Source organism: Streptomyces sp. NPDC001401, from assembly GCF_042895385.1.
Classification (GTDB): domain Bacteria; phylum Actinomycetota; class Actinomycetes; order Streptomycetales; family Streptomycetaceae; genus Streptomyces.
Genome location: NZ_JBIAWI010000001.1, coordinates 624,252 through 645,849, shown reverse-complemented (window position 1 = coordinate 645,849; position 21,598 = coordinate 624,252). Strand labels below are relative to the sequence as shown.

Annotated in this window: 19 protein-coding genes and 2 pseudogenes; 9 read left to right on the top strand and 12 right to left on the bottom strand. The window is 68.0% G+C overall.

The annotated features are described in order from the left end of the window. Positions 1-106: 106 nt before the first annotated feature. Positions 107-1,354, top strand: coding sequence for an SLATT domain-containing protein (locus tag ACFY10_RS02990; protein WP_390663261.1), 1,248 nt, complete (start codon positions 107-109; stop codon positions 1,352-1,354). Positions 1,355-1,604: 250 nt separating this feature from the next. Here the strand turns inward: ACFY10_RS02990 and ACFY10_RS02985 are convergent, their stop codons facing one another. After that, positions 1,605-2,339, bottom strand: a complete 735-nt coding sequence (locus tag ACFY10_RS02985; RefSeq protein ID WP_390663260.1) for a DUF6928 family protein — start codon at positions 2,337-2,339, stop codon at positions 1,605-1,607. 463 nt (positions 2,340-2,802) lie between these two features. On the opposite strand from ACFY10_RS02985, the gene ACFY10_RS02980 reads away from it, so the two are divergent. Then, positions 2,803-3,465: a hypothetical protein gene (locus ACFY10_RS02980; RefSeq protein WP_390663259.1), complete on the top strand. Its 663-nt coding sequence runs from the start codon at positions 2,803-2,805 to the stop codon at positions 3,463-3,465. Continuing rightward, positions 3,462-3,590, top strand: coding sequence for a hypothetical protein (locus ACFY10_RS02975; protein ID WP_390663258.1), 129 nt, complete (start codon positions 3,462-3,464; stop codon positions 3,588-3,590). The genes ACFY10_RS02980 and ACFY10_RS02975 overlap by 4 nt, the downstream gene beginning before the upstream one ends. Before the next feature lie 292 nt (positions 3,591-3,882). On the opposite strand, the gene ACFY10_RS02970 is transcribed toward ACFY10_RS02975, so the two are convergent. From ACFY10_RS02970 to ACFY10_RS02940, 7 genes and pseudogenes are all read right to left on the bottom strand, one after another. Beyond that, on the bottom strand, positions 3,883-4,320 hold the full coding sequence (locus ACFY10_RS02970) for a type II toxin-antitoxin system VapC family toxin (protein ID WP_390663256.1): 438 nt from the start codon (positions 4,318-4,320) through the stop codon (positions 3,883-3,885). Further along, positions 4,317-4,586: a CopG family transcriptional regulator gene (locus ACFY10_RS02965; RefSeq protein ID WP_390663255.1), complete on the bottom strand. Its 270-nt coding sequence runs from the start codon at positions 4,584-4,586 to the stop codon at positions 4,317-4,319. Before ACFY10_RS02965 ends, ACFY10_RS02970 begins: the two co-directional genes overlap by 4 nt. A gap of 79 nt (positions 4,587-4,665) precedes the next feature. Further along, on the bottom strand, positions 4,666-5,556 hold the full coding sequence (locus tag ACFY10_RS02960) for a helix-turn-helix domain-containing protein (RefSeq protein WP_390663254.1): 891 nt from the start codon (positions 5,554-5,556) through the stop codon (positions 4,666-4,668). Positions 5,557-5,975: 419 nt separating this feature from the next. Further along, positions 5,976-6,107: a hypothetical protein gene (locus ACFY10_RS02955; protein WP_390663253.1), complete on the bottom strand. Its 132-nt coding sequence runs from the start codon at positions 6,105-6,107 to the stop codon at positions 5,976-5,978. A 92-nt stretch (positions 6,108-6,199) separates the two neighbouring features. Beyond that, positions 6,200-7,045, bottom strand: a complete 846-nt coding sequence (locus ACFY10_RS02950; protein WP_390663252.1) for an alkaline phosphatase family protein — start codon at positions 7,043-7,045, stop codon at positions 6,200-6,202. Between the two features lie 170 nt (positions 7,046-7,215). Then, positions 7,216-7,653, bottom strand: a complete 438-nt coding sequence (locus ACFY10_RS02945) for a VOC family protein (protein ID WP_390663251.1) — start codon at positions 7,651-7,653, stop codon at positions 7,216-7,218. 52 nt (positions 7,654-7,705) lie between these two features. After that, a pseudogene (locus ACFY10_RS02940) lies at positions 7,706-7,789 on the bottom strand (pyridoxamine 5'-phosphate oxidase family protein); the annotation flags it as partial. A 78-nt stretch (positions 7,790-7,867) separates the two neighbouring features. Between ACFY10_RS02940 and ACFY10_RS02935 the strand changes: the two are divergent. Beyond that, the gene (locus tag ACFY10_RS02935; RefSeq protein WP_390663250.1) at positions 7,868-10,864 is read left to right on the top strand and encodes a bifunctional [glutamine synthetase] adenylyltransferase/[glutamine synthetase]-adenylyl-L-tyrosine phosphorylase; all 2,997 of its coding nucleotides are present in this window, start codon (positions 7,868-7,870) and stop codon (positions 10,862-10,864) included. Positions 10,865-11,054: 190 nt separating this feature from the next. On the opposite strand, the gene ACFY10_RS02930 is transcribed toward ACFY10_RS02935, so the two are convergent. Together ACFY10_RS02930 and ACFY10_RS02925 are read right to left on the bottom strand one after the other, a co-directional pair. Next, positions 11,055-11,900 carry a phosphatase PAP2 family protein gene (locus ACFY10_RS02930; protein ID WP_390663249.1) on the bottom strand — a complete coding sequence of 282 codons (846 nt, stop codon included), beginning with the start codon at positions 11,898-11,900 and terminating at the stop codon, positions 11,055-11,057. 131 nt (positions 11,901-12,031) lie between these two features. Continuing rightward, entirely contained in the window at positions 12,032-13,066 is a 1,035-nt protein-coding gene (locus tag ACFY10_RS02925; RefSeq protein ID WP_390663248.1) for a LacI family DNA-binding transcriptional regulator, read from the bottom strand. 393 nt (positions 13,067-13,459) lie between these two features. On the opposite strand from ACFY10_RS02925, the gene ACFY10_RS02920 reads away from it, so the two are divergent. The 5 genes from ACFY10_RS02920 (at position 13,460) to ACFY10_RS02900 (ending at position 20,159) form a co-directional block, all read left to right on the top strand. Then, positions 13,460-14,734: an extracellular solute-binding protein gene (locus ACFY10_RS02920; protein ID WP_390663247.1), complete on the top strand. Its 1,275-nt coding sequence runs from the start codon at positions 13,460-13,462 to the stop codon at positions 14,732-14,734. Between the two features lie 109 nt (positions 14,735-14,843). Continuing rightward, the gene (locus ACFY10_RS02915; protein WP_390663246.1) at positions 14,844-15,848 is read left to right on the top strand and encodes a carbohydrate ABC transporter permease; all 1,005 of its coding nucleotides are present in this window, start codon (positions 14,844-14,846) and stop codon (positions 15,846-15,848) included. Between the two features lie 13 nt (positions 15,849-15,861). Then, positions 15,862-16,773 carry a sugar ABC transporter permease gene (locus ACFY10_RS02910; RefSeq protein ID WP_390663245.1) on the top strand — a complete coding sequence of 304 codons (912 nt, stop codon included), beginning with the start codon at positions 15,862-15,864 and terminating at the stop codon, positions 16,771-16,773. A gap of 218 nt (positions 16,774-16,991) precedes the next feature. Continuing rightward, positions 16,992-18,662 carry a glycoside hydrolase family 13 protein gene (locus ACFY10_RS02905; RefSeq protein WP_390663244.1) on the top strand — a complete coding sequence of 557 codons (1,671 nt, stop codon included), beginning with the start codon at positions 16,992-16,994 and terminating at the stop codon, positions 18,660-18,662. 123 nt (positions 18,663-18,785) lie between these two features. Next, positions 18,786-20,159, top strand: a complete 1,374-nt coding sequence (locus tag ACFY10_RS02900) for an alpha-amylase family protein (RefSeq protein WP_390663243.1) — start codon at positions 18,786-18,788, stop codon at positions 20,157-20,159. A 37-nt stretch (positions 20,160-20,196) separates the two neighbouring features. On the opposite strand, the pseudogene ACFY10_RS02895 reads toward ACFY10_RS02900, so the two are convergent. Continuing rightward, positions 20,197-21,111, bottom strand: a pseudogene (locus ACFY10_RS02895) (RNA-guided endonuclease InsQ/TnpB family protein); the annotation flags it as partial. Positions 21,112-21,153: 42 nt separating this feature from the next. After that, the gene (locus ACFY10_RS02890) at positions 21,154-21,504 is read right to left on the bottom strand and encodes a helix-turn-helix domain-containing protein (protein WP_390663242.1); all 351 of its coding nucleotides are present in this window, start codon (positions 21,502-21,504) and stop codon (positions 21,154-21,156) included. Between the last annotated feature and the right edge of the window lie 94 nt (positions 21,505-21,598).

Sequence of the window (21,598 nt, the reverse complement as noted above, 5' to 3'; positions counted from 1 at the left end):
GTCAACTCCACTTCCTAGCAGGCGGGTTACCGACTGGTGGAAGGCAGGGCGGCGGTAGCGTGCCGTCGACCACACACCGCCATCCTTGACCGGGAGCCACTCCGCGATGTCCGGCCTTACCGACGTGCCGCGCGAACCTGAACCCGAGACCACCGACAGTTACCAGCCGTGGGTGGGTGATGTCCTGCATCACCTCGCATACGAAGGTCAGCGGCTGTCCGAGGCCGACATACACACCCCCCTCCCAGAGGAATTCGTGTTGACCTGGGAGGGCGTAGCCGCGATCCTCTCCGCCGCCTGGAAGACCGATAGGGAAGAACTCAAGTGGACCATAAACGTCCAAATAGCCCGACAGGTCAGATACGCCAGTGACGGCGCATACATCTTCCACCGAAATTATGAGTCACCCGACCGATACAAACCTTACGTGCTACTTGGGAGCGTGTTCACCGCAGACTCGAATTCCACCTGGGGCGAACTAGTTGAAGAGGTCATTGAATTCCTCAATGAGCCAAAACCAGAGTATGGATGGAGTCTAGAGCCCGCTAGACAGTACGAGTACGCGAACAGCGTTATCACCTACCGGCGGGACGTCGCGACTGCGGAACGCCGTATCCGCAGGGCTCTTCTGTCGCGGTGGCTCCGGCTGGTGCCGCTTGTGGTGATGCCGCTGGTTCTGGCAGTGGTCGGGTGGGGAAACCTGTGGCCGGAAGACGTGCCGGACCTGCGCACGTTCAACATCGTGACCATCGCGGTGATGCTGGTCCTGGTGGTGGTGTTCCTGGTCGGCTTCTTCCTGCGGGTGAAGGACGAGGAACACGGTGTCAGGTCGGTGTTCCTGCTCCGTAGGGATCTGGAGATCATCCATGACCGGTGGACCCTCAACGCCTCAAAGACACGCCCGACGATGGAACGGCGGGACGGCTACCGGGAGCACATACCCCGGGTGATAGATCGCTTGCGGCGCGATACACGGTTCTACCGGCGTATTCACAACTGGTTTCAGTGGGGGGTGTTCTTCGCTTCGGTGGGGACCACGGCGACTACGGCTTTCTGGGATACCCCGCAGCCGGGTAAGACGATCCTGATCGTGCTGGGGTCGTTCCTGGCGTTCGCCACCGCAGTGACGGGCTATTTCAAATTCCGTGAGCGGGCATACAACCTTCAGCAGACCGCAGACCAGGTAGAGCAGCACGCCACGGCCTTCGATTTGGGGATTGCGCCGTACGCGGATGCGGACGCGGCGGTGAACCTGGAGCGGTTCGCGGAGAACGTGGAGACGCTCCGGATGGAGCAGCGCAAGCGGGAACAACAGTTGGAACAGCCGCATCAGGGGCAGGCCGACGTCATCTGACCGGCAGTAGGACGGCCGTCATTACGGCCAACCCGAACGACGCGGCACCTCGTGCAAGGCGGACATGGGAGGCGTTGGCAGGGCTAAGCGAACACGCACCTGTCTCCCCGGTGAGTGTCTAACTGCGTGACAACCACGGCGCACACCCGCGAACAACCGTGGACGTCAGCGGACATCCGTGCAGGTGACAGGCACAGCAGCCCAAGGACAGTGGGCACCCCAAATTGCTTCGGGACGAAGAGGTCGTGAGCTATAGGCTGTCGCGCTCGATGAGTGAGCCATCAGGGTCCAGTGTGTAGAAGCGCGGTGGATCCATCGCTTCCACGGCCCTGCGCAGCTCTGCTTCCTGTTCTGCAGGATCAGGCCCGTGGGCGTCTCGCACATGGAATCCGTACAGCTCGATGGCGTCCGCGTCGACGTCATCCGGCTCGGGACGGCCCTCCTGGATGAAGCCGCAGAGTGCCCGCAGCGCGTCTTCGCCCAGATCCAAGGGGTGAAAGGGCAGGGAGTATGGCTCTTCCTCCTCGCCGGGCCACGGGACGATGTCGGCCGGGCGGTCTCCGGCCCAGTAGGGCAGCTCAAAGGGGAGTGGTTCGCCGATGTTCTCGATGATGCCGCTGTCCGGGGACAGGCTCAAGGAGCGGACGAGGCGCCCGTCCTCCCATACGGCGAACGCCAGCCAGTCCACGACGCTGTGCATGGCGTGCAGGACAAGCCGTCGGCCGGCACTCGCCGCGACGAGGTGTCCCGGGAGCTGGGAGGGGGCGTCGATCATCACCCTCTGATCACCGATGACCTCCACGCCCGGCCACCTGGCTGCGTATGCCGTTCCCTTCGGCGGGTAGACGCCGTCCCAGAGATTCGAGCCCTCGCACTCCTCGATCTCCCGGCCGGGGTAGAGCTGCCGCATCATGCTGGTCGTCCGAGCAAGGTCTGCCGCGCCCACATGTCGCAGCAGCTCCGGCACGTCGCCGTCGGCGTACACCAGCAGTCCTGTCTTGGCTCCCAAAGCCCCTCCCGAGTGCGTTGCCCTTGATGGCGGACGCACCATAGCTGCACGCACTGACAAAAGGAGGCGCCTCTGCCTTGCTGCCAAGCTGGGCCGTCTCTGGGCCGTGCGAGGCCGCCCGAGGGCACTCAACGGCGACCGACAGTCACAGACGGGCCACCGCCGCCAGCAGTGAACCCCCAGGTCACAGCCCCCGACCAAACGGGTTACCACCCAAGGCTGGACCTCAGGCAAGATGGGGCGCTTCTTGCCGTGGAGGGCTGACAGCCCGCCGGCGAACCTGGCCTCTAACAAGTCATCTCAATTGGCGCTCAGCGACGGGGGAATGCGTTGGCGGGGCTGGTGCAGCAACGGTTGAATGCCGCCGTGGAGAACACCTGGACACCGGCCCATCAAGCGGTGGAGAACTGGAGCAACTGGATCTGAGAGGAGACAGGCCGTGGGAACCACTCCGCTAGCCGCCGCCGAGACCGGCCCCTGGGCCTCCGGCTGGGACATGCTCGTCGCCCTCGGCACCCTCGGCCTGGCCGCCGTAACCGTCTGGCTCGCCTGGAGCACCCGGCAACTCGCCCGGGAGACCGCCGCGGACCAACGGGCCCAATGGCGCCCTGTGGTGCTGCCCGCCGGGGATTGGCAGAGAGGGCAGGCCCAACGAGATCGCTCAACCAACTACTTCGGGACCGGCAGGCACGCAATCCTGCGCGTCCGCGTCTGGAATAGCGGCCGGGGGCCGGCCCTCCACGTGCGGGTCCAGTTGGAACGGGCCGGGCAGCCCGGAGCGGACCGCCCTGTGAACTGGTCGCTCGGTGCGCTCGCCCCGGGGGAGGCCGCAAGCCTCAGGTTCGAAGAGGTCGCCTTCCCGGAGCGGGCCCAACTGCTCATCGACTACCGGGACATGACTGGTCGATCACACGCCAAGGCGAGCACCATCGTGCGAGATGGCCAGGACGCCTACGTGTATGACGTCCAGGTCTTCGAGGACCACGCGGTGAGCACCCTGGGCGATGCGGTGTACCCGCAAGCGGGCCTGCGGGACGTGCGTCCGCTCACGTCCCCGCCTGGCACTCGGATCTCGCTTGGGAAGAAGAAGGAGACGGCATGACCGTGACGGCTGCCGAGGGCGCCGTGGTGGCGCCCGCCGAGCGGCTGCTTCCCCCAGACGTCCACCAACAGTGGCAGGTTCAGGAGAAGACGCAGGCTGGATGGGGTGAACGGAGCCCGCTGTGAATCTGCCAGCACTGTGCAACGGGCCGCCCTCGGGCCGTCCGTGGGCCGTCGAAGGGCGGCCCACAGCGACCAACAACGACCAATGATGGCCGTTCGGCTGCAGGTCAGCGCTGCGCCAACGTCGATCGTACGAGGTCGCTCCGGGGCGACGTCACTTCCTGCGCAACAAGCGTCAGGAGTGGAGGGATACCGCTCCGAGGCGAGAGCGTTCGAGCTGCGGAAGGACCTGCCGTGCTGTGGGCACGCGGCGGAGGCCAGGGCGACTTCGCCGTCCGCCGTGGGGTGGTGACAGTCAGAGGTCGTCGGGGAGGATTCGGAAGTGGGTGTGGCTGCCGCCCAGTGGTCGGACGGTTCGGAAGTCGCGGAGGTCGCGGGTGAGGATGGCGTCCGTGCCGTACTGGGCGGCCAGGGCCACGTTCAGTGCGTCCACGAGGTCGAGGTCGAGGGTTGCGTACCGCGCTCGTACGGTGAGTGCGGCGTCGAGGATCTCCGGCGTGGGTGGGGCCAGGACCAGCCTCATCTGCCGTACTCGTGCGGTCAGCGAGCGGAGGATCGCGTCAGCCGCGGCGCGCCCGGCCCGGCTGGTGGCCACCTGGTGCACCTCGGTCAGCGCCATGGGCGTGGCGACGAGGAAGCCGCACTGGTCGGCCGCCTTTCTGGCGGCCTGGTGGTCGGGATCGGAGCGGTTGAAGAGTGTGAGGATTCCGGAGGTGTCGGCTACGGCGATCACGCCGCGTGTCCCCCGTTCCTGCGTTCTCGCGCCTCATAGCCCTCGGACACAGCCGTACGGACGTCGTCCTCGGTGATCGGCCCACCGAGGTCGAAGGTCTCCTCGTCGGAGACAAACGGCTCGTCCCAGATCCGGTGCGCCAGGGCGATGCGGTGAATGCCCTCGCGGATCATCTCGGCCTCGGAGACGCCCAGACGGGCGGCGGCGTCCTTGATGAGGGCGAGGTCGCTGTCGTCGGCGTAGACGTTGGTGCGTTTCAGGGCCATATCTCCAAGGTACAGGATGTGTACCACCCTGGTGCGGGCGTGGTTCGGCGGGGTCGGTCGCATGTCGGTCCGCTGGGTGCTATGCGGCGGTGACGAGCGGGGTGCAGTCGCGACACATTCCCGGCTCGGTGGCGCGGAAGGCTCGCTCGCAGCCGTCGCAGGTCTGGAACGGGGTCGGGCGTGGTGGCCGCGTGGGACCGACTGGCGTTGCGGGCAGGGGTGGCGGAAGCAGTTCCGTGAGGCGGTGGGCCAGGAGCCCGGCCGGGTTGTTCAGGGGGCGGGGGAGGGAAGCGGTCAGGGCGCGCTTTACGGCTGCAGGGTCGACGGCGCGCTCCAGCCAGGTGCAGACAGCCGGAGTGAGGCGGTCGATGTCGCGTGGCGAGAGGACGAGGCGGGGGTCGTCGCAGCGGAGGGCTGCCAGCAGGGCGCCGGCCGTGTGCTCGTATGGCGAGGCCTCGACGGGGACTCGGGGCTTTGGGAGTGGGGCGCGGTCGGATTTCGGGCGGCCTCCGGGGTGTGGATGCTCGGTTCCGGCCGAGGTGGCGCGTTCGGCTGCGAGCGGCTGTGGCGTGGTCGTGGGTGGTGACTCGGCTGCGGGCCCGGCTGGTTCCGGCTCCTCGGGCTCGGGCGCCGGTTCGCGGCGGGGGCCTGCGGCCGGGGCGGGCTGTCCGGCGACGGCTGGGTTGAGGCGGGGATTGTTGTAAGAGATGGTGCGGGTCACGATGTGGCCGGAAGGCGTGCGTTCCTTGATCCGGGCCAGATAGCCGTGCGCCTCCAGTTCGCGCAGAGCGGCGGCAATACGGGTCTCCCCTTCGGGGAACTTCGCCGCGAGCGCCTTGATGCCGACCGGCGTCCCTTCAGGCAGCGACTGGATGTGGGTCGCGAGACCGATCGCAGTCAGGGACATTTCAGGGTGTTGGGCGAGGTGGTTTCCGACCACGGTGAACTGCTCGGGGTGGCGCGCGGCCACGTGACCAACTCCGTTCCTGGAGCGGTGGGGTGAACGGTGGGAACGGGCGAACTTTGCGCGCGTGGGCGCGCTAAAGTGCTGCTCAGCCATCGGGAAGCCCTACTTCCTCGGTGGTCAGGCCCTCGCATTGGGATTGCCGTCCCGGCGGGGGCCGTCGCATGTGTGGGTGCTGTTGTGCGGTTACGCGACTGGATGATCACACGTGGTGTGTCTCGGCCGACCCTGCCTCACCAAATTCCTTGATCGCCAGCCGAGTTGGCGTTGATCACTCGTACGGGTGAGCGGGCGGTGCCGGGGGTGGGGGCGGGTTTGGTTGGTTCTTTTCCTGGTTCTTTCTTCTTTTGGCGGCGGGGGCTGCCGGGCCGTCGTGGGTCACGACCCGGTGGGGTCGAGTTCGGCCCACTTCGTGGCATACGCCGCTATGGGAAGTACGCAGGGGACTCTGCCGCGGTGCTGATGCGCCGCGGCTTTACCTTGCCGTCGGCCAGGACCGTGTAGAGGTCGGCGCCGTAGTCGCCCGGCAGGCCGTAGACGATGGTCCCCGAGGTCACGCGAGGGCCGCCCGGCCGCGGTGGGCCGGGCGGCGCCGTCCGCGGACGCCGGCGCAGCTGGAGAGCCTGCGCGGCTGTCCGCCGCGTACACCTCAGGAGGCCCAGACCCCCGTGATGTCGGACGCCGAGGCCGCGTTGCCCGCGTGGGCCGTCAGGCCCTGGGAGTCCTCCAGGGTGCGGAGCAGGTCGTAGTGGTCGTAGGTGGTGGAGCTGCTGGAGCCCGTCGTCACCGGCTGGCCGTACAGGACCGTCGGGATGCGGTTGCCGGACAGCCGGTTGTCCTCGTCGAAGGTGATGACGAGGAGGCTGTTGTGGGTGGACGCCCAGGTGGCGTAGGCGCCGAGGTTGTTCTTGATCCAGGTGTCGCCGGTCGACACCGAGCAGTCGTGCATGTCGCTGCACAGGTCGGGGGTGACGAAGGAGACGTCGGGGAGGGTGGAGTAGTCCGTCGGGAAGTCGTCGAAGGTCTTCGCGGACGACGTCGGTACGTTGCTGAAGCCGAACCACGGATTGTGCTTCTGCGCGTAGTCGCCGTCGCTGCAGGTCGTGTCGCCCTCGCTGGGCAGTGACTCGTTGTAGCTGGCCCAGGTCCGGCCGGCGTCGATCAGCTCGGAGGCGAGGTTGTCGGCCGAGGAGAAGCCCGGGGTGACACAGCTGTCGTCGGTGACGCCCTGGGTGGAGCCCGAGAACAGCGCGTAGTAGTTGGGCTGGCTCGGGTGGGTCTCGGCGTAGGACTGGGTGAGGCTCGCGCCGCCGGTCTTGAGCGAGTTGATGTACGGGGCGTTGGAAGAGCCGATCACCTGGCTGTACGCGTGGTTCTCCATGACCACGACGACCACATGGTCCGGGGTCGGCACCCCGGACGCGGCGGACGAGGAGCCGCCGAGGCCGGTCCACAGCCCGATGGCCGTGGCTGTGAAGGCGAGCACGGACGCCACGGCCGTACGGCTGCGGCGAGACGTCGAATGAACGGCACGGGCAGAACTGCTGCCGGGCACATCAACCTCCGGTGGGGGGAAGGACGGGGGCGGCGGTGCGGACAGAGCATGCTCACGTCAAGATGCCCGCGTCCCACCTCACCCAACCCGGAGGATGAAGATCGGGTGAACTACTGCCGGGCGGCCAGGTCGGCCAGCACCTTGTGCAGCGGCTCCGTCGCCCGGCGCCGGTACTCCTGGATCGCCCAGCCGTTGCCGTCCGGGTCCTTGAAGTACATGAACGTGGCACCGTCCTGCGGCGCGAACTGCTGCGGCTCGCTGACCTCGAGCCCGCGCGCGGTCAGCTCCTCGTACGCGGCCTTGGCGTCCGTCACGCACAGCTGCATCCCGTGATACGTCCCCGGCTGCGGCGTCCCCGTGGGCACCTGCAGCCCGTCGACCAGCGCGATCGAACACCCGGACCCGGGCGGGGTGAGCTGCACGATCCGCACCCCCTCCATCACCTCGCCGTCGAGGTCCACATGGAAGCCGACCTTGTCCCGGTAGAACTCCTTGGCCCGGTCCACGTCGGAGACCGGCAGCAGGATCACTTCGAGGCTCATGTCCATGGAACGACTCCTTGTGTCGTACGTCGGGCGAATCTGTCGTACGTCGGGCGGATCGCCACCGTGTCTGGCTGAACGGCTCCCCCATACCGAAGCCGAAAACGGTGCCGGGCGCCACCGAGAAGCCGAAAGCGGCGCCATCCCGCCCCGGCGCTTCTGTCAGTGTCTGCGGTTAGGCTCGGGCCAAGTACGACCTTGATCCGACGGGAGGACGGGGATGACGGTGCCCGGGCGCAGGAGCAGTACCTTCACGCGGCTGCTGCGGCACGGCTTCACCGATCCCTCGGGCGCCGAGCGGCTCCTGGACAGCGTGGAGCTCATGCCCGTGCGCGACGACCCGGTGCTGCTCGACGCGCTGGGTGCGACCGCCGACCCGGACCTGGCGCTGCTCGGTCTGGTACGGCTCCTCGAGGCCCAGCCCGGCCCCACCGCGCGCCGCGAACTGCTCGACACGCTGATAGCGGCCAAGCCGCTGCGCGACCGGCTGCTCGGCGTGCTCGGCGCGTCCGCCGCCCTCGCCGACCACCTGACCCGGCACCCGCGCGACTGGGAGGCACTGGTCACCTACGAGCCGCGGGACCTGCACCCGGGGGTGGAGGAGTTCGAGCGGGGACTCGCGGAGGCCACCGACCCCGTCTCCCTCCGTGTGGCCTACCGGCGCTGCCTGCTGTCCATCGCCGCCCGCGACGTGTGCGGCACCACCGACCTCGCCGAGACCGCCGCCGAGCTCGCCGACCTCGCCACCGCCACCCTGCGCGCCGCCCTCGCCATCGCCCGTGCCGCCGCGCCGGAGGACGCCGCGCTGTGCCGGCTCGCGGTCATCGCGATGGGCAAGTGCGGGGGCCATGAGCTGAACTACGTGTCCGACGTCGACGTGATCTTCGTCGGCGAGGCCGTCGAAGGGGCCGACGAGGGCAAGGCCCTGCGATCCGCCACCAGGCTCGCCTCGCACATGATGCGGATCTGCTCGGAGACCACCGTCGAGGGGTCCATCTGGCCCGTCGACGCCAATCTGCGCCCCGAGGGCAGAAACGGCCCGCTGGTCCGCACGCTCTCCAGCCACCTCGCCTACTACCAGCGCTGGGCCAAGACCTGGGAGTTCCAGGCCCTGCTCAAGGCCCGCCCGGTGGCCGGCGACATCGAGCTCGGCGAGGAGTACGTCGCCGCCCTCGAACCCCTCGTCTGGAAGGCCGCCGAGCGCGAGAACTTCGTCGCCGACGTCCAGAAGATGCGCCGCCGGGTCGTCGAGAACATCCCCGCCGCCGAGATCGACCGCGAGCTGAAGCTCGGCCCCGGAGGCCTCCGGGACGTCGAATTCGCCGTACAGCTGCTGCAGCTGGTGCACGGGCGGGCGGACGCGGCGCTGCGCAGCGGCACGACCCTGGATGCGTTGCACGAGCTGGCGGCGGGCGGGTACGTGGGGCGCACCGACGCCGTGCAGCTCGACGAGGCGTACCGCTTCCTGCGCTCCATGGAGCACCGGATCCAGCTCTACCGCCTGCGCCGCACCCACCTCGTCCCCGAGGACGAGGCCGACCAGCGGCGCATCGGGCGATCGCTCGGCCTGCGCGCCGACCCGGTCGCCGAGCTGAACCGCGAATGGCGGCGGCACGCGGCGGTCGTACGCCGCCTGCACGAGAAGCTCTTCTACCGCCCGCTGCTCGACGCGGTCGCCCAACTCGCCCCCGGCGAGGCCCGGTTGAGCCCCGAGGCGGCCCGGGAGCGGCTGGTCGCGCTCGGCTACGGCGACCCGGCCGCCGCCCTGCGCCACCTGGAGGCGCTGGCCTCCGGGGTGACGAGAAAGGCCGCCATCCAGCGGACCCTGCTGCCCGTGCTCCTCGGCTGGTTCGCGGACTCCGCCGACCCGGACGCGGGCCTGCTCAACTTCCGCAAGGTGTCCGACGCGCTCGGCAAGACCCCCTGGTATCTGCGGCTGCTGCGGGACGAGGGCGCGGCGGCCGAGAACCTCGCGCGCGTGCTGTCCGCCGGGCGCCTCGCCCCCGACCTGCTGATGCGCGCCCCGGAGGCGGTGGCCCTGCTCGGCGACGGGGACGGCGGGGGACTGGAGCCGCGCGAGCGGGCCCACCTGGAGCAGGAGATCCTGGCCGCCGTCGGCCGCGCGGAGAACGCGCAGCAGGCGGTCACCGCGGCCCGCGGCGTCCGCCGCCGCGAGCTCTTCCGTACGGCCGCCGCCGACATCGTCGGCTCCTACGGCACCGAGACCCAGCCCGCCGAGGCCGACCAGGGCGCGCTGGTGGACCTGGTCGGTGGCGCGGTGTCCGACCTGACGGCGGCGACGCTCGCCGGGACGCTGCGTGCGGTGGTGCGGGAGGGCTGGGGCGACACGCTGCCGACCCGGTTCGCCGTCATCGGCATGGGCCGCTTCGGCGGGCACGAACTGGGCTACGGCTCCGACGCGGACGTGATCTTCGTGCACGAGCCGCGGGAGGGCGTGGCCGAGCAGGAGGCTTCGGAGGCTGCGAACCGGGTCGTCTCCGAGATGCGCCGCCTGCTGCAGATCCCCAGCGCGGACCCGCCCCTGCTGATCGACGCGGACCTGCGCCCCGAGGGCAAGTCCGGACCGCTCGTACGGACGCTGAAGTCGTACGAGGCCTACTACCGCCGCTGGTCCTTGGTCTGGGAGTCGCAGGCGCTGCTGCGGGCCGAGCCGGTCGCCGGGGACGAGGAGCTGGGGCGGTCCTTCATCGAGCTGGTCGATCCGCTGCGGTACCCGGCGGAGGGGCTCGGAGACGACGCCGTACGGGAGATCCGGCGCCTGAAGGCCCGCATGGAGTCCGAGCGGCTGCCGCGCGGCGCCGACCCCAAGCTGCACACCAAGCTCGGGCCCGGCGGCTTGTCCGACGTCGAATGGACCGTGCAGCTGCTGCAGCTGCAGCACGGCTGGGCCGAGCCGGGTCTGCGCACGACCCGCACCCGGGAGGCGCTGGCCGCGGCGTGCGCCGCCGAGCTGATCTCGGCGGAGGACGCCTCGATCCTGGACGAGGCGTGGGTACTGGCCACACGCGTGCGCAACGCCGTGATGCTGGTGCGCGGCCGTGCGGGGGACACCTTCCCGTCGGACGGGCGTGAACTGGCCGCCGTGGGGCGGTACTTGGGGTACGGGGACGGGCATGTCGGGGACATGCTGGATGCGTATCGCCGTACGGCGCGGCGGGCGAGGGCCGTGGTTGAGGTGTTGTTCTACGGGGCGTAGGCCGGTGGGGGTGCACGTCCCTGGGGGCTGCGCCCCCAGACCCCCGCTTCGGCCCGAAAGGCCTCGTCCTCAAACGCCGGACGGGCTGAAAAGGCAGCCGGCCCGCGCTGAGAACGCTGCGGCGACTCCCCCCCAAGGGGCGCGGGGAACTGCGCGACCAGCCACAACGGCGCCGCAGACAAACAACGACCTACCGCGGCACAACCCGCGGAGCGCCGCGCGGCAACGCATACGGCAACGCCCCGTACCAGACCCGAGCCACCGCGAACCCGAACGCGAGGCACAGCAACCCACCCACCGCATCGAGCCAGAAGTGGTTCGCGGTGGCGACAATCACCGTCAGCGTCGCCAAAGGATAAAGAAGACCCAGCACCCTGACCCACGGCACCTTGGCCAGCGCAAAGATCGTCAGCCCGCACCACACGGACCAGCCGATGTGCATGGACGGCATCGCGGCGTACTGGTTCGACATGTGCTTCAGATCGCCGGAGGCCATCGACCCCCAGGTCTGGTGGACCATGACCGTGTCGATGAAGGTGCTGCCGTGCATCAGCCTCGGCGGCGCCAGCGGATACAGGTAGTAACCGACCAGAGCCACACCCGTCGTCGCGAACAGCACCAGACGCGTCGCCGCATAGCGGCCCGGATGACTACGGTAGAGCCACACAAGGACACCCAGCGTGACCACGAAGTGCAGCGTCGCGTAGTAGTAGTTCATGCCGACGATCAGCCAAGTCGCCGAGTTCACCGCGTGGTTGACCGACTCCTCGACCGCGATGCCGAGGTGGTGCTCCATCCGCCACAGCCAGTCGGCGTTGCGCAGCGCCTGGCCGCGCTGTTCCGGAACCGCGTTGCGGATCAGTGAGTAGGTCCAGTAACTCACCGCGATCAGAACGATCTCGAACCAGAGACGGGGACGACGCGGGGTGCGCAGCCGGCGCAGGAGACCCGGCCCGTTTGCGGCCGTGGGGGAGTCGAGAACGGCCGTCTGCGTCTGCTCACGGTCGTCCAGACTGGTCACCGTCGAGTCACCCATGGGCACAAAGTCTGCCAGAAATGCCTTCTGCGACCGATCATCCCGCGGTCGGGTTCGGGCCGCATGTTCTACAACACACAGACGTGCGCGCCTACTCCCGACGCACTGCACGAATTCGAGAATTCTCCGCCCTAAGGACGATTCCGGTCCCCAGGCGCCGAAGCGGTCGATCCACGCACCACCAGTTCCGGCATGAACACGAACTCACTGTGGGGCGCAGGCGTCCCGCCGATCTCCTCCAGCAACGTACGTACCGCGGCTTGGCCCATCGCCGGGACCGGCTTGCGGATCGTGGTCAGCGGCGGGTCGGTGAAGGCGATCAAGGGGGAGTCGTCGAAGCCCACCACCGAGACGTCCCGCGGGACTTCCAGGCCGAGCTGACGGGCCGCGCGTATCGCGCCGAGCGCCATCATGTCGCTCGCGCACACCACCGCCGTGCAGTCACGGCCGATCAGCGCGGTGGCGGCGGCCTGGCCGCCCTCCAGGGTGTAGAGCGAGTGCTGGACGAGCTCCGTCTCGATCGTCTGCGCGCTCAGGCCGGTCTGGTCCTGCATCGCGCGCACGAAGCCCTCGATCTTGCGCTGCACCGGCACGAACCGCTTGGGGCCGAGGGCGAGACCGATCCTCAAATGCCCCAGCGACACCAGGTGCGTGACCGCCAGCGTCATCGCCGCGCGGTCGTCGGGGGAGATGAACGGTGCCTGCACCTTCGGCGAGAAGCCGTCCACCAGGACGTACGGCACGCCCTGCGCGCGCAGTCGCTCGTAGCGCTCCATGTCGGCGGTGGTGTCGGCGTGCAGTCCGGAGACGTAGATGATGCCGGCGACCCCGCGGTCGACGAGCATCTCCGTCAGCTCGTCCTCGGTGGATCCGCCCGGGGTCTGGGTGGCGAGCACCGGGGTGTAGCCCTGCCGGGTCAGGGCCTGGCCGATCACCTGGGCCAGCGCCGGGAATATCGGGTTCTCCAGCTCCGGGGTGATCAGGCCCACCAGGCCCTCGCTGCGCTGCCGCAGGCGTACGGGACGCTCGTAGCCGAGCACGTCCAGTGCGGCGAGCACGGACTGGCGGGTGGTGGCGGCGACGCCCGGCTTGCCGTTGAGGACGCGGCTGACGGTCGCTTCGCTCACCCCCGCCTGAGCAGCGATGTCTGCCAGCCGTGTGGTCACAGGGGTGGACTGTACCGGCCGACTGTCACTTTGCACACCAATCGGGCGCCGGGCGCGAGCGGTTGCACGGCCCCGAGCGGGTTGCTGCGTCATCGCGGTCCCTCGTGTTCTGGTGGGCGCCTGGTACGGCAAGAGCTTGCAGAGTCTTGCACAACACTCGCACGGCCCGCTCAGCGGCTTCAATACTCGGTTGCGCGGGGGTCGAGGAGAGGTCACGGGTGGGTAACTCTCGCGCCGCCTTGCAATTTTTTGCTGCAAGACCTTTCGCGCAGCTTTCAACGCTGTTACGTTCGGCGACGCCCGGCGGCCGCAACGGCGCAGTCGGCAAGACGGCGGGAGCGGCAGACGGGGCCGCCCTTGCATCACACGGGCTTTCACCCTCAAGGAGAACTCATGCGGCGTGGCATAGCGGCCACCGCGCTGGTGGCGTCCTTCGCCCTCGCGGCGACGGCCTGCGGCGGAAGTGACAGCGGCAGCGACAAGAGCAGCGGCCCGGTCACCATCACCTGGTGGGACACCTCCAACGCCACCAATGAGGCGCCGACGTACAAGGCCTTGGTCAAGGAGTTCGAGGCCGCCAACAAGAACATCAAGGTCAACTACGTCAACGTCCCCTTCAGCGAGGCGCAGAACAAGTTCGACACGGCCGCCGGCTCCAAGGGCGCCCCGGACGTGCTGCGCTCCGAGGTCGGCTGGACCCCCGCCTTCGCCAAGAAGAGCTACTTCCTGCCGCTGGACGGCACCGAGGCCCTCGCGGACCAGAGCAAGTTCCGCTCCAACCTGATCGAGCAGGCCAAGTACGACGGCAAGACCTACGGCGTCCCGCTGGTCACCGACACCCTCGCCCTCGTCTACAACAAGGCGATCTTCAAGAAGGCCGGCATCACCGAGGCCCCCAAGACCTGGGACGAGCTCAAGGCCGACGCCGCCAAGATCGACTCCAAGGCCAAGGTCTACGGCTACTGGGGCTCCACCCAGTCCTACTACGCGCAGACCTTCCTCTACGGCGAGGGCACCGACACCGTCGACGCCTCCGCCAAGAAGATCACCGTGAACTCGGATGCCGCGAAGAAGGCCTACGGCACCTGGCTGAGCCTCTTCAAGGGCCAGGGCCTGCACAAGGCCGACACCACCGCCGACGCCTACTCCCACATCCAGGACGCGTTCGTCAACGGCAAGGTCGCCTCGATCATCCAGGGCCCCTGGGAGATCACGAACTTCTACAAGGGCTCGGCCTTCAAGGACAAGTCCAACCTCGGCATCGCCACCGTCCCGGCCGGCTCCACCGGCAAGGCGGGCGCCCCGACCGGCGGCCACAACCTGTCGGTGTACGCCGGTTCGGACTCCGCCCACCAGAAGGCGGCCCTCAAGTTCGTCAACTTCATGACCTCCGCGAAGTCCCAGACGGAGATCGCCCTGAAGAACTCCACGCTGCCGACCCGCGACGACGCCTACACCGCCGCGGTCAAGGCCGACCCGGGCATCGCCGGCTTCCAGACGGTCCTGCCCGCCGCCCAGCCGCGCCCGGCACTGCCCGAGTACAGCTCCCTGTGGACCCCGCTGGACACCGAGCTGACCTCCATCGCCGGCGGCAAGGAGTCCCTCGACAAGGGCCTGAGCAACGCCGAACTCGCCATGGCCAAGCTGGTGCCGGACTTCAGCAAGTAAGCCCCGAGTGACCGTCGGGCCCGCCATTTCATGGGGGGACGGACCCGGCGGTCACCGGCCTGTGCCCAGCCACTTCTCAGAGCCGCAGAACTTCCAGAAGGTGTCGAACATGACAGTCGCCATCGACCGCGCCACCGGCAAACGCCACGGTGACCGCGCGCCGCGGCCCGGGCTGGGCCAACGCCTGAAGCGCAGCTACCAGAAGAACTGGTACGCGTACGCCATGATCACGCCCGTGGCCGTAGTGCTCGGCGTCCTCGTCCTGTACCCGCTGGTCTACGGCCTGTACCTGACGCTCACGGACGCCAACAGCCTCAACACCGCGCGCACGATCGGCGTCAACCACATCGACGCCACCTACAAGTTCATCGGGCTCGACAACTACAAGGACATCCTGTTCGGCCCGACTGCCTACGACCGCTTCTGGTCCCACTTCATCTGGACGATCGTCTGGACGGCACTCTGTGTCGCCCTGCACTACACGATCGGTCTCGGCCTCGCGCTGCTGCTCAACCAGAAGCTGCGCGGCCGCACCTTCTACCGGCTGGTCCTCATCCTGCCGTGGGCCGTGCCGACCTTCGTCACCGTCTTCGGCTGGCGGTTCATGCTCGCCGACGGCGGCATCGTCAATCTGGCGCTCGACGCGCTGCACCTGCCGACACCGGACTGGCTCGAGGACACCTTCTGGCAGCGGTTCGCCGCGATCATGGTCAACACCTGGTGCGGTGTGCCGTTCATGATGGTCTCCCTGCTCGGCGGACTGCAGTCCATCGACGCCTCCCTCTACGAGGCCGCCGAGATGGACGGCGCCACCGCCTGGCAGCGCTTCCGCTATGTCACCCTGCCGGGTCTGAGGTCCGTCAGCTCCACCGTCGTACTGCTCGGCATCATCTGGACCTTCAACCAGTTCGCCGTGATCTTCCTGCTGTTCGGCAACACCGCCCCCGACGCGCAGATCCTCGTCACCTGGGCCTACTACCTCGGCTTCGGACAGCAGCCGCGCGACTTCGCACAGTCCGCCGCCTACGGCATCCTGCTGCTGGCCATCCTGATCGTCTTCACCTCCTTCTACCGCCGCTGGCTGAACCGCAATGAGCAGCAGCTCGCGATCTGAGGCAGGAGTCCCCATGAGCACGACCACTGTTGAGACCTCCGCCGCGGCGGCCGGTCAGAGCGCCGCGCAGGCCGGCCCCGGCAAGGTGCGCGGCCGCGGCGAGCGCAGCCGTACGGCGTCCCTCGTCTCGCACGGCATCCTGACCGTTGCGAGCCTGATCGCCTTCTTCCCGGTCGCCTGGCTGATCTACCTCTCCCTGGGCCCGGACAAGGACGACTACCTGCACCCCGGCGGCATCTGGGCCAAGATCTCCTTCGCCAACTACTCCTTCGTGCTGCAGCACACGGAGTTCTTCGACTGGCTGAAGAGCTCGCTGATCGTGTCGCTGGGTACGACGGTCATCGGCGTGCTGATCGCCGCCACCACCGGCTACGCGGTCTCCCGCATGCGCTTCCCGGGCTACCGGAAGTTCATGTGGGTGCTACTGGTCACCCAGATGTTCCCGGTAGCCGTACTCATGGTGCCGATGTACCAGATCCTGTCGGACCTGCAGCTCATCGACAGCTACCTTGGGCTCATCCTCGTCTACTGCTCGACCGCGGTGCCCTACTGCGCCTGGCTGCTGAAGGGCTACTTCGACACGATCCCGTTCGAGATCGACGAGGCCGGACGCGTCGACGGGCTGACCCCCTTCGGCACGTTCGCGCGACTGATCCTGCCGCTCGCCAAGCCGGGCCTGGCGGTCGCGGCCTTCTACAGCTTCCTCACGGCCTTCGGCGAGGTCGCGTTCGCCTCGACGTTCATGTTGTCCGACACGAAGTACACCTTCGCGGTCGGTCTGCAGACCTTTGTGAGTGAGCATGACGCCCAGCGCAACCTGATGGCCGCGACGGCGGTACTGATCGCGATACCTGTTTCCGCGTTCTTCTATCTCGTGCAGAAGAACTTGGTGACCGGTCTTACCGCGGGCGGCACGAAGGGCTGACCGCCGGTTTGGCCGCGAGGGGTCGTCGTTGTGTGCGGCGCCGTCGTGGCTGGTCGCGCAGTTCCCCGCGCCCCTTTGGGGGGCGTTGCCCCCCCCAAGCCCCCCTTAGACCCGAGGCGGCCGCGGTCACCATCCGACCCCGCTGTGACCGCGGCCGCCTCGTCACCCCGCCGCCGTATCCACCTCTGACCCGATGACTCCGTTACGTATAGGACGCCATGAGCCAGCAGCACTCCGCAGTCGACCCGGCCCCGACGACCGCCACGGCCACCGTCGCCAGACGCCGCGACTGGTGGCGGGACGCGGTGATCTACCAGGTCTATCCGCGCAGCTTCGCCGACAGCAACGGCGACGGCATGGGCGATCTGGAAGGCGTACGCTCCCGACTCCCGTATCTGCGCGACCTCGGCGTGGACGCCGTGTGGCTCAGCCCCTTCTACGCCTCCCCGCAGGCCGACGCCGGCTACGACGTCGCCGACTACCGGGCCGTGGACGCCATGTTCGGCAACCTCCTCGACGCCGACGCACTGATCCGCGACGCCCGCGACCTGGGCCTCAGGATCATCGTCGACCTCGTCCCCAACCACTCCTCCGACCAGCACGAGTGGTTCAAGCGGGCGCTGCGGGAAGGCCCCGGATCGCCCCTGCGCGACCGCTACCACTTCCGCCCCGGCAAGGGCGAGGACGGCGAACTCCCGCCCAACGACTGGGAGTCGATCTTCGGCGGCCCGGCCTGGACCAGGGTGCCGGACGGCGAGTGGTACCTCCACCTCTTCGCCCCCGAGCAGCCCGACTTCAACTGGGAACACCCGGCGGTGGGCGACGAGTTCCGCTCGATCCTGCGCTTCTGGCTCGACATGGGCGTCGACGGCTTCCGCATCGACGTGGCCCACGGCCTGGTGAAGGCGGAGGGCCTGCCCGACCTCGGCTCCCACGAGCAACTCAAGCTGCTGGGCAACGATGTCATGCCGTTCTTCGACCAGGACGGCGTGCACGAGATCTACCGCCAGTGGCGCCGCATCCTCGACGAGTACTCCGGCGAGCGCATCTTCGTGGCCGAGGCGTGGACGCCGACCGTGGAGCGCACCGCCAACTACGTCCGCCCGGACGAGCTCCACCAGGCCTTCAACTTCCAGTACCTGTCGACGGATTGGAACGCGGACGAACTCCGCAAGGTCGTCGACCGGACGCTGGATGCGATGCGCCCGGTGGGTGCCCCCGCCACGTGGGTGCTCTCCAACCACGACGTCACCCGCCACGCCACCCGCTTCGCCAACGAGCCCGGCCTCGGCACCCAGATCCGCCTGGCCGGCGACCGCGAACTCGGCCTGCGCCGGGCGCGCGCGGCGACGCTGCTGATGCTCGCGCTGCCGGGATCGGCATACGTCTACCAGGGCGAGGAACTCGGCCTCCCGGACGTCGTCGACCTCCCGGACGAAGTCCGCCAGGACCCCGCGTACTTCCGCGGCGCCGGCCAGGACGGCTTTCGCGACGGCTGCCGGGTGCCGATCCCCTGGACGCGGGACGGATCGTCGTACGGCTTCGGGGACGGCGGGAGCTGGCTGCCGCAGCCGGAGGGCTGGGGCGAGTTGAGCGTGGAAGCGCAGACCGGCGTGCCCGGCTCGACCCTTGAGCTGTACCGCTCCGCCCTCGCCGTCCGCCGCGAACAGCCCGACCTCGGTGCGGGCGACTCCGTCGAGTGGCTGCGCGCCCCCGAGGGCGTACTCGCCTTCCGGCGCGGGGAGTTCGTGTGCGTCGCGAACACGAGCGGCGAGTCGGTGACGACTCCGGCGTACGGCCGCGTCCTGCTCACCAGCGGCGAGGTGACCGAGGCGGACGGCGAGACGAAGGTGCCGGCGGACACGACGGTGTGGTTCACCACCGCCTGAAAGTTCTTGCATCAACTTCACACGGCCCGCTGCCTTTTCAGGCGGCGGGCCTTTAACATCTCCGTCACCGCAAGTTTGCTGGAAAGTTTCAGCAAGGACCTTCAACGGTGAAGGAGCCCCCACATGGCCCGCAGAACCCTCTCGGCGACCGTCGCCCTCACAGCGGCCGCCCTTGTCATGACCCCGTCCTCCGCGCACGCCTCCCCGCCCGGCACCAAGGATGTCACTGCCGTCCTCTTCGAGTGGAACTTCGCCTCCGTCGCCAAGGAGTGCACCAACACCCTGGGCCCCGCGGGCTACGGCTACGTCCAGGTCAGCCCACCCGCCGAGCACATACAGGGCTCGCAGTGGTGGACCTCGTACCAGCCGGTGAGCTACAAGATCGCAGGCAGGCTCGGGGACGCAACGGCCTTCAAGAACATGATCAACACCTGTCATTCGGCCGGTGTGAAGGTCGTCGTCGACACGGTCATCAACCACATGTCCGCGGGCAGCGGCACCGGCACGGGCGGCTCGTCGTACACGAAGTACAACTACCCGGGCCTGTACTCCTCGGCCGACATGGACGACTGCACGTCCACGGTCAGCGACTACACCAACCGCGCCAACGTCCAGAACTGCGAACTCGTCGGCCTCGCTGACCTGGACACGGGCGAGGAGTACGTCCGCGCCACCATCGCCGGCTACATGAACAGCCTCCTCGGATACGGCGCCGACGGCTTCCGCATCGACGCGGCCAAGCACATCCCGGCGACCGACCTCGCGAACATCAAGTCCCGGCTGAGCAATTCGAGCGTGTACTGGAAGCAGGAGGTCATCTACGGCGCCGGAGAGGCCGTCCAGCCGACCGAGTACACCGGCAACGGGGATGTGCAGGAGTTCCGTTACGCGTACGACCTCAAGCGGGTCTTCAACAACGAGAACCTCGCTTACCTGAAGAACTACGGCGAGGGCTGGGGCTACATGAACAGCTCGGTCGCCGGTGTCTTCGTCGACAACCACGACACCGAGCGCAACGGCAGCACGTTGAACTACAAGAACGGGGCGAACTACACCCTCGCCAACGTCTTCATGCTCGCCTATCCCTACGGCGCCCCGGACATCAACTCCGGCTACGAGTGGTCCGACGCGGACGCGGGCCCGCCCAACGGCGGCACGGTCAACGCCTGCTGGCAGGACGGCTGGAAGTGCCAGCACGCCTGGCCGGAGATCATCCGCATGGTCGCCTTCCGCAACGCGACCCGCGGCCAGTCGGTGACCAACTGGTGGGACAACGGCAACAACGCGATCGGCTTCGGGCGGGGCAGCACGGGGTACGTGGCCATCAACCACGAGTCCTCGACCTTGACCCGTACGTACCAGACCTCGCTGCCCGCCGGTACCTACTGCGACGTTCAGAGCAGCACGCAGGTGGCGGTGAACTCCAGTGGTCAGTTCACCGCCACCTTGGGTGCCAATACTGCGCTGGCGATCTATTCGGGGAAGTCGAGCTGTTAGCTGTTCTGCACATTGCATTGACGATTCTCGCTGCCGTTCACCGGCCGCGATTCCCGTTGCCACCCTGGACGGCGGGCTGGGCTTCACGCAACCGCCTCCGGGGCTCCCCGGGACTCGGCGCCGATTGGCGCCTGCGCGTGCTGTTGGTGACCGAGCCACCCGTCCGGCGGGCTCGGGCGTGAATCTCGACGGCAGCGTTGTGGTCGGCGTCGTCCTCGTGCCCACAGTGCACGCAGACGAACAGCCGGCCACATCCCGGCCGTGACTCCGGATCGACCTTTCCGCAGTCGGGATTCCCGCAGGTGTTGGAGCTGTGAAAGGCAGGAACCAGCCGCAGTTCCGACCCGTACTTGGGGCATTTGTACTCAAGCTGTCGACGTCGTTTGCCAGGGCAGTTGTCCAGGATCGCGCGATTCAGTGCAGTCTTGGCCTTGACGTTCACGCCTGGGCGATCAACGGTTCCTTTGGCGCTCTTGGTCATGTTGTTCACGCGCAGGTCTTCGATGCCGACGTAGCCGTGGTTCTTGGCGAGGTCGGTGGTGAGCTTGTGCGTGAAGTCTCGCCGTCGGTTGGCCTGACGGGACTTGAGCTTCGCGATTTGCTCGATGGTCCGGCCCAGTCGCTTGCTGTAGCGGCCGCCTTGATGCTTCTTGGCGTAGGTGAGTTGCCGAGCCTTCTTCTGCTCAAGATGCTTGAGCCGGGCCTTCTCCGCTTTGGTGAGCGTCTCCGGCATTCGCCTGGGCTTGTCTTCGGTGGAGACGAAGGCGGAGGCCGCAACGCCGAAGTCCACCCCGCATCCCGGCTTGTCGAGTCGTGGCACGGGCTTGATTCCCGTGGCTACGCCGAACGAGACGTGCCAGCCGGTGCCGTCCTTGCTGATCGTGGCATTGCGAAGAGTTCCACCCAGGGCGCGGGAGAGACGGAATCGCACCCAGCCGATCTTGAGCAGGCGTACCTCCGCCCAGCGGCGACTGAGTTTGCGTACCTTGACGTTCTATCCTGGGAAGGACACCTTCAGCTGATGGCCGCGCTTCTTGAACTTCGGATACGTGGCTGGGTGTGAAGGGTTGAAGAAGTTGTCGAATGCCCGGTCCAGGTGACGTAGCACCTGCTGCCCCGCGGCTGCCGGAAGCTCTGCGAGCCAGTCGATCTCGCCCCTCGCAGCTGTGAGATGCAGGCATTGCTCCACGGCCCGCATGGTCACGCCTCGCTGCTTGTAAACGTACTGACGCTGTTCCAATGCCAGGTTCCACAAGGCCCGTGCTGAGTGACCCCACTTGGTAAGGACCTCCTCCTGCCCGCGGGTGGGGTACAGGCGGTACTTGCGTCCAGTGTCGGCTTTCATACGACCGGATCAACGACGCTCGTCGAGATCGGTCACGGTTTCGAGTCGCGAAAAAGGGAACGGGCTGTCACCGAGGACGCCTCGATGACAGCCC

Bases quoted from the DNA above. Each gene is read 5' to 3' on its own strand.
- ACFY10_RS02990 (WP_390663261.1), top strand. From the start codon at position 107: ATGTCCGGCCTTACCGACGTGCCGCGCGAACCTGAACCCGAGACCACC.
- ACFY10_RS02975 (WP_390663258.1), top strand. From the start codon at position 3,462: ATGACCGTGACGGCTGCCGAGGGCGCCGTGGTGGCGCCCGCCGAGCGG.
- ACFY10_RS02965 (WP_390663255.1), bottom strand. From the start codon at position 4,586: ATGGCCCTGAAACGCACCAACGTCTACGCCGACGACAGCGACCTCGCC.
- ACFY10_RS02945 (WP_390663251.1), bottom strand. From the start codon at position 7,653: ATGGACATGAGCCTCGAAGTGATCCTGCTGCCGGTCTCCGACGTGGAC.
- ACFY10_RS02935 (WP_390663250.1), top strand. From the start codon at position 7,868: ATGACGGTGCCCGGGCGCAGGAGCAGTACCTTCACGCGGCTGCTGCGG.
- ACFY10_RS02930 (WP_390663249.1), bottom strand. From the start codon at position 11,900: ATGGGTGACTCGACGGTGACCAGTCTGGACGACCGTGAGCAGACGCAG.
- ACFY10_RS02920 (WP_390663247.1), top strand. From the start codon at position 13,460: ATGCGGCGTGGCATAGCGGCCACCGCGCTGGTGGCGTCCTTCGCCCTC.
- ACFY10_RS02915 (WP_390663246.1), top strand. From the start codon at position 14,844: ATGACAGTCGCCATCGACCGCGCCACCGGCAAACGCCACGGTGACCGC.
- ACFY10_RS02910 (WP_390663245.1), top strand. From the start codon at position 15,862: ATGAGCACGACCACTGTTGAGACCTCCGCCGCGGCGGCCGGTCAGAGC.
- ACFY10_RS02905 (WP_390663244.1), top strand. From the start codon at position 16,992: ATGAGCCAGCAGCACTCCGCAGTCGACCCGGCCCCGACGACCGCCACG.
- ACFY10_RS02900 (WP_390663243.1), top strand. From the start codon at position 18,786: ATGGCCCGCAGAACCCTCTCGGCGACCGTCGCCCTCACAGCGGCCGCC.
- ACFY10_RS02890 (WP_390663242.1), bottom strand. From the start codon at position 21,504: ATGAAAGCCGACACTGGACGCAAGTACCGCCTGTACCCCACCCGCGGG.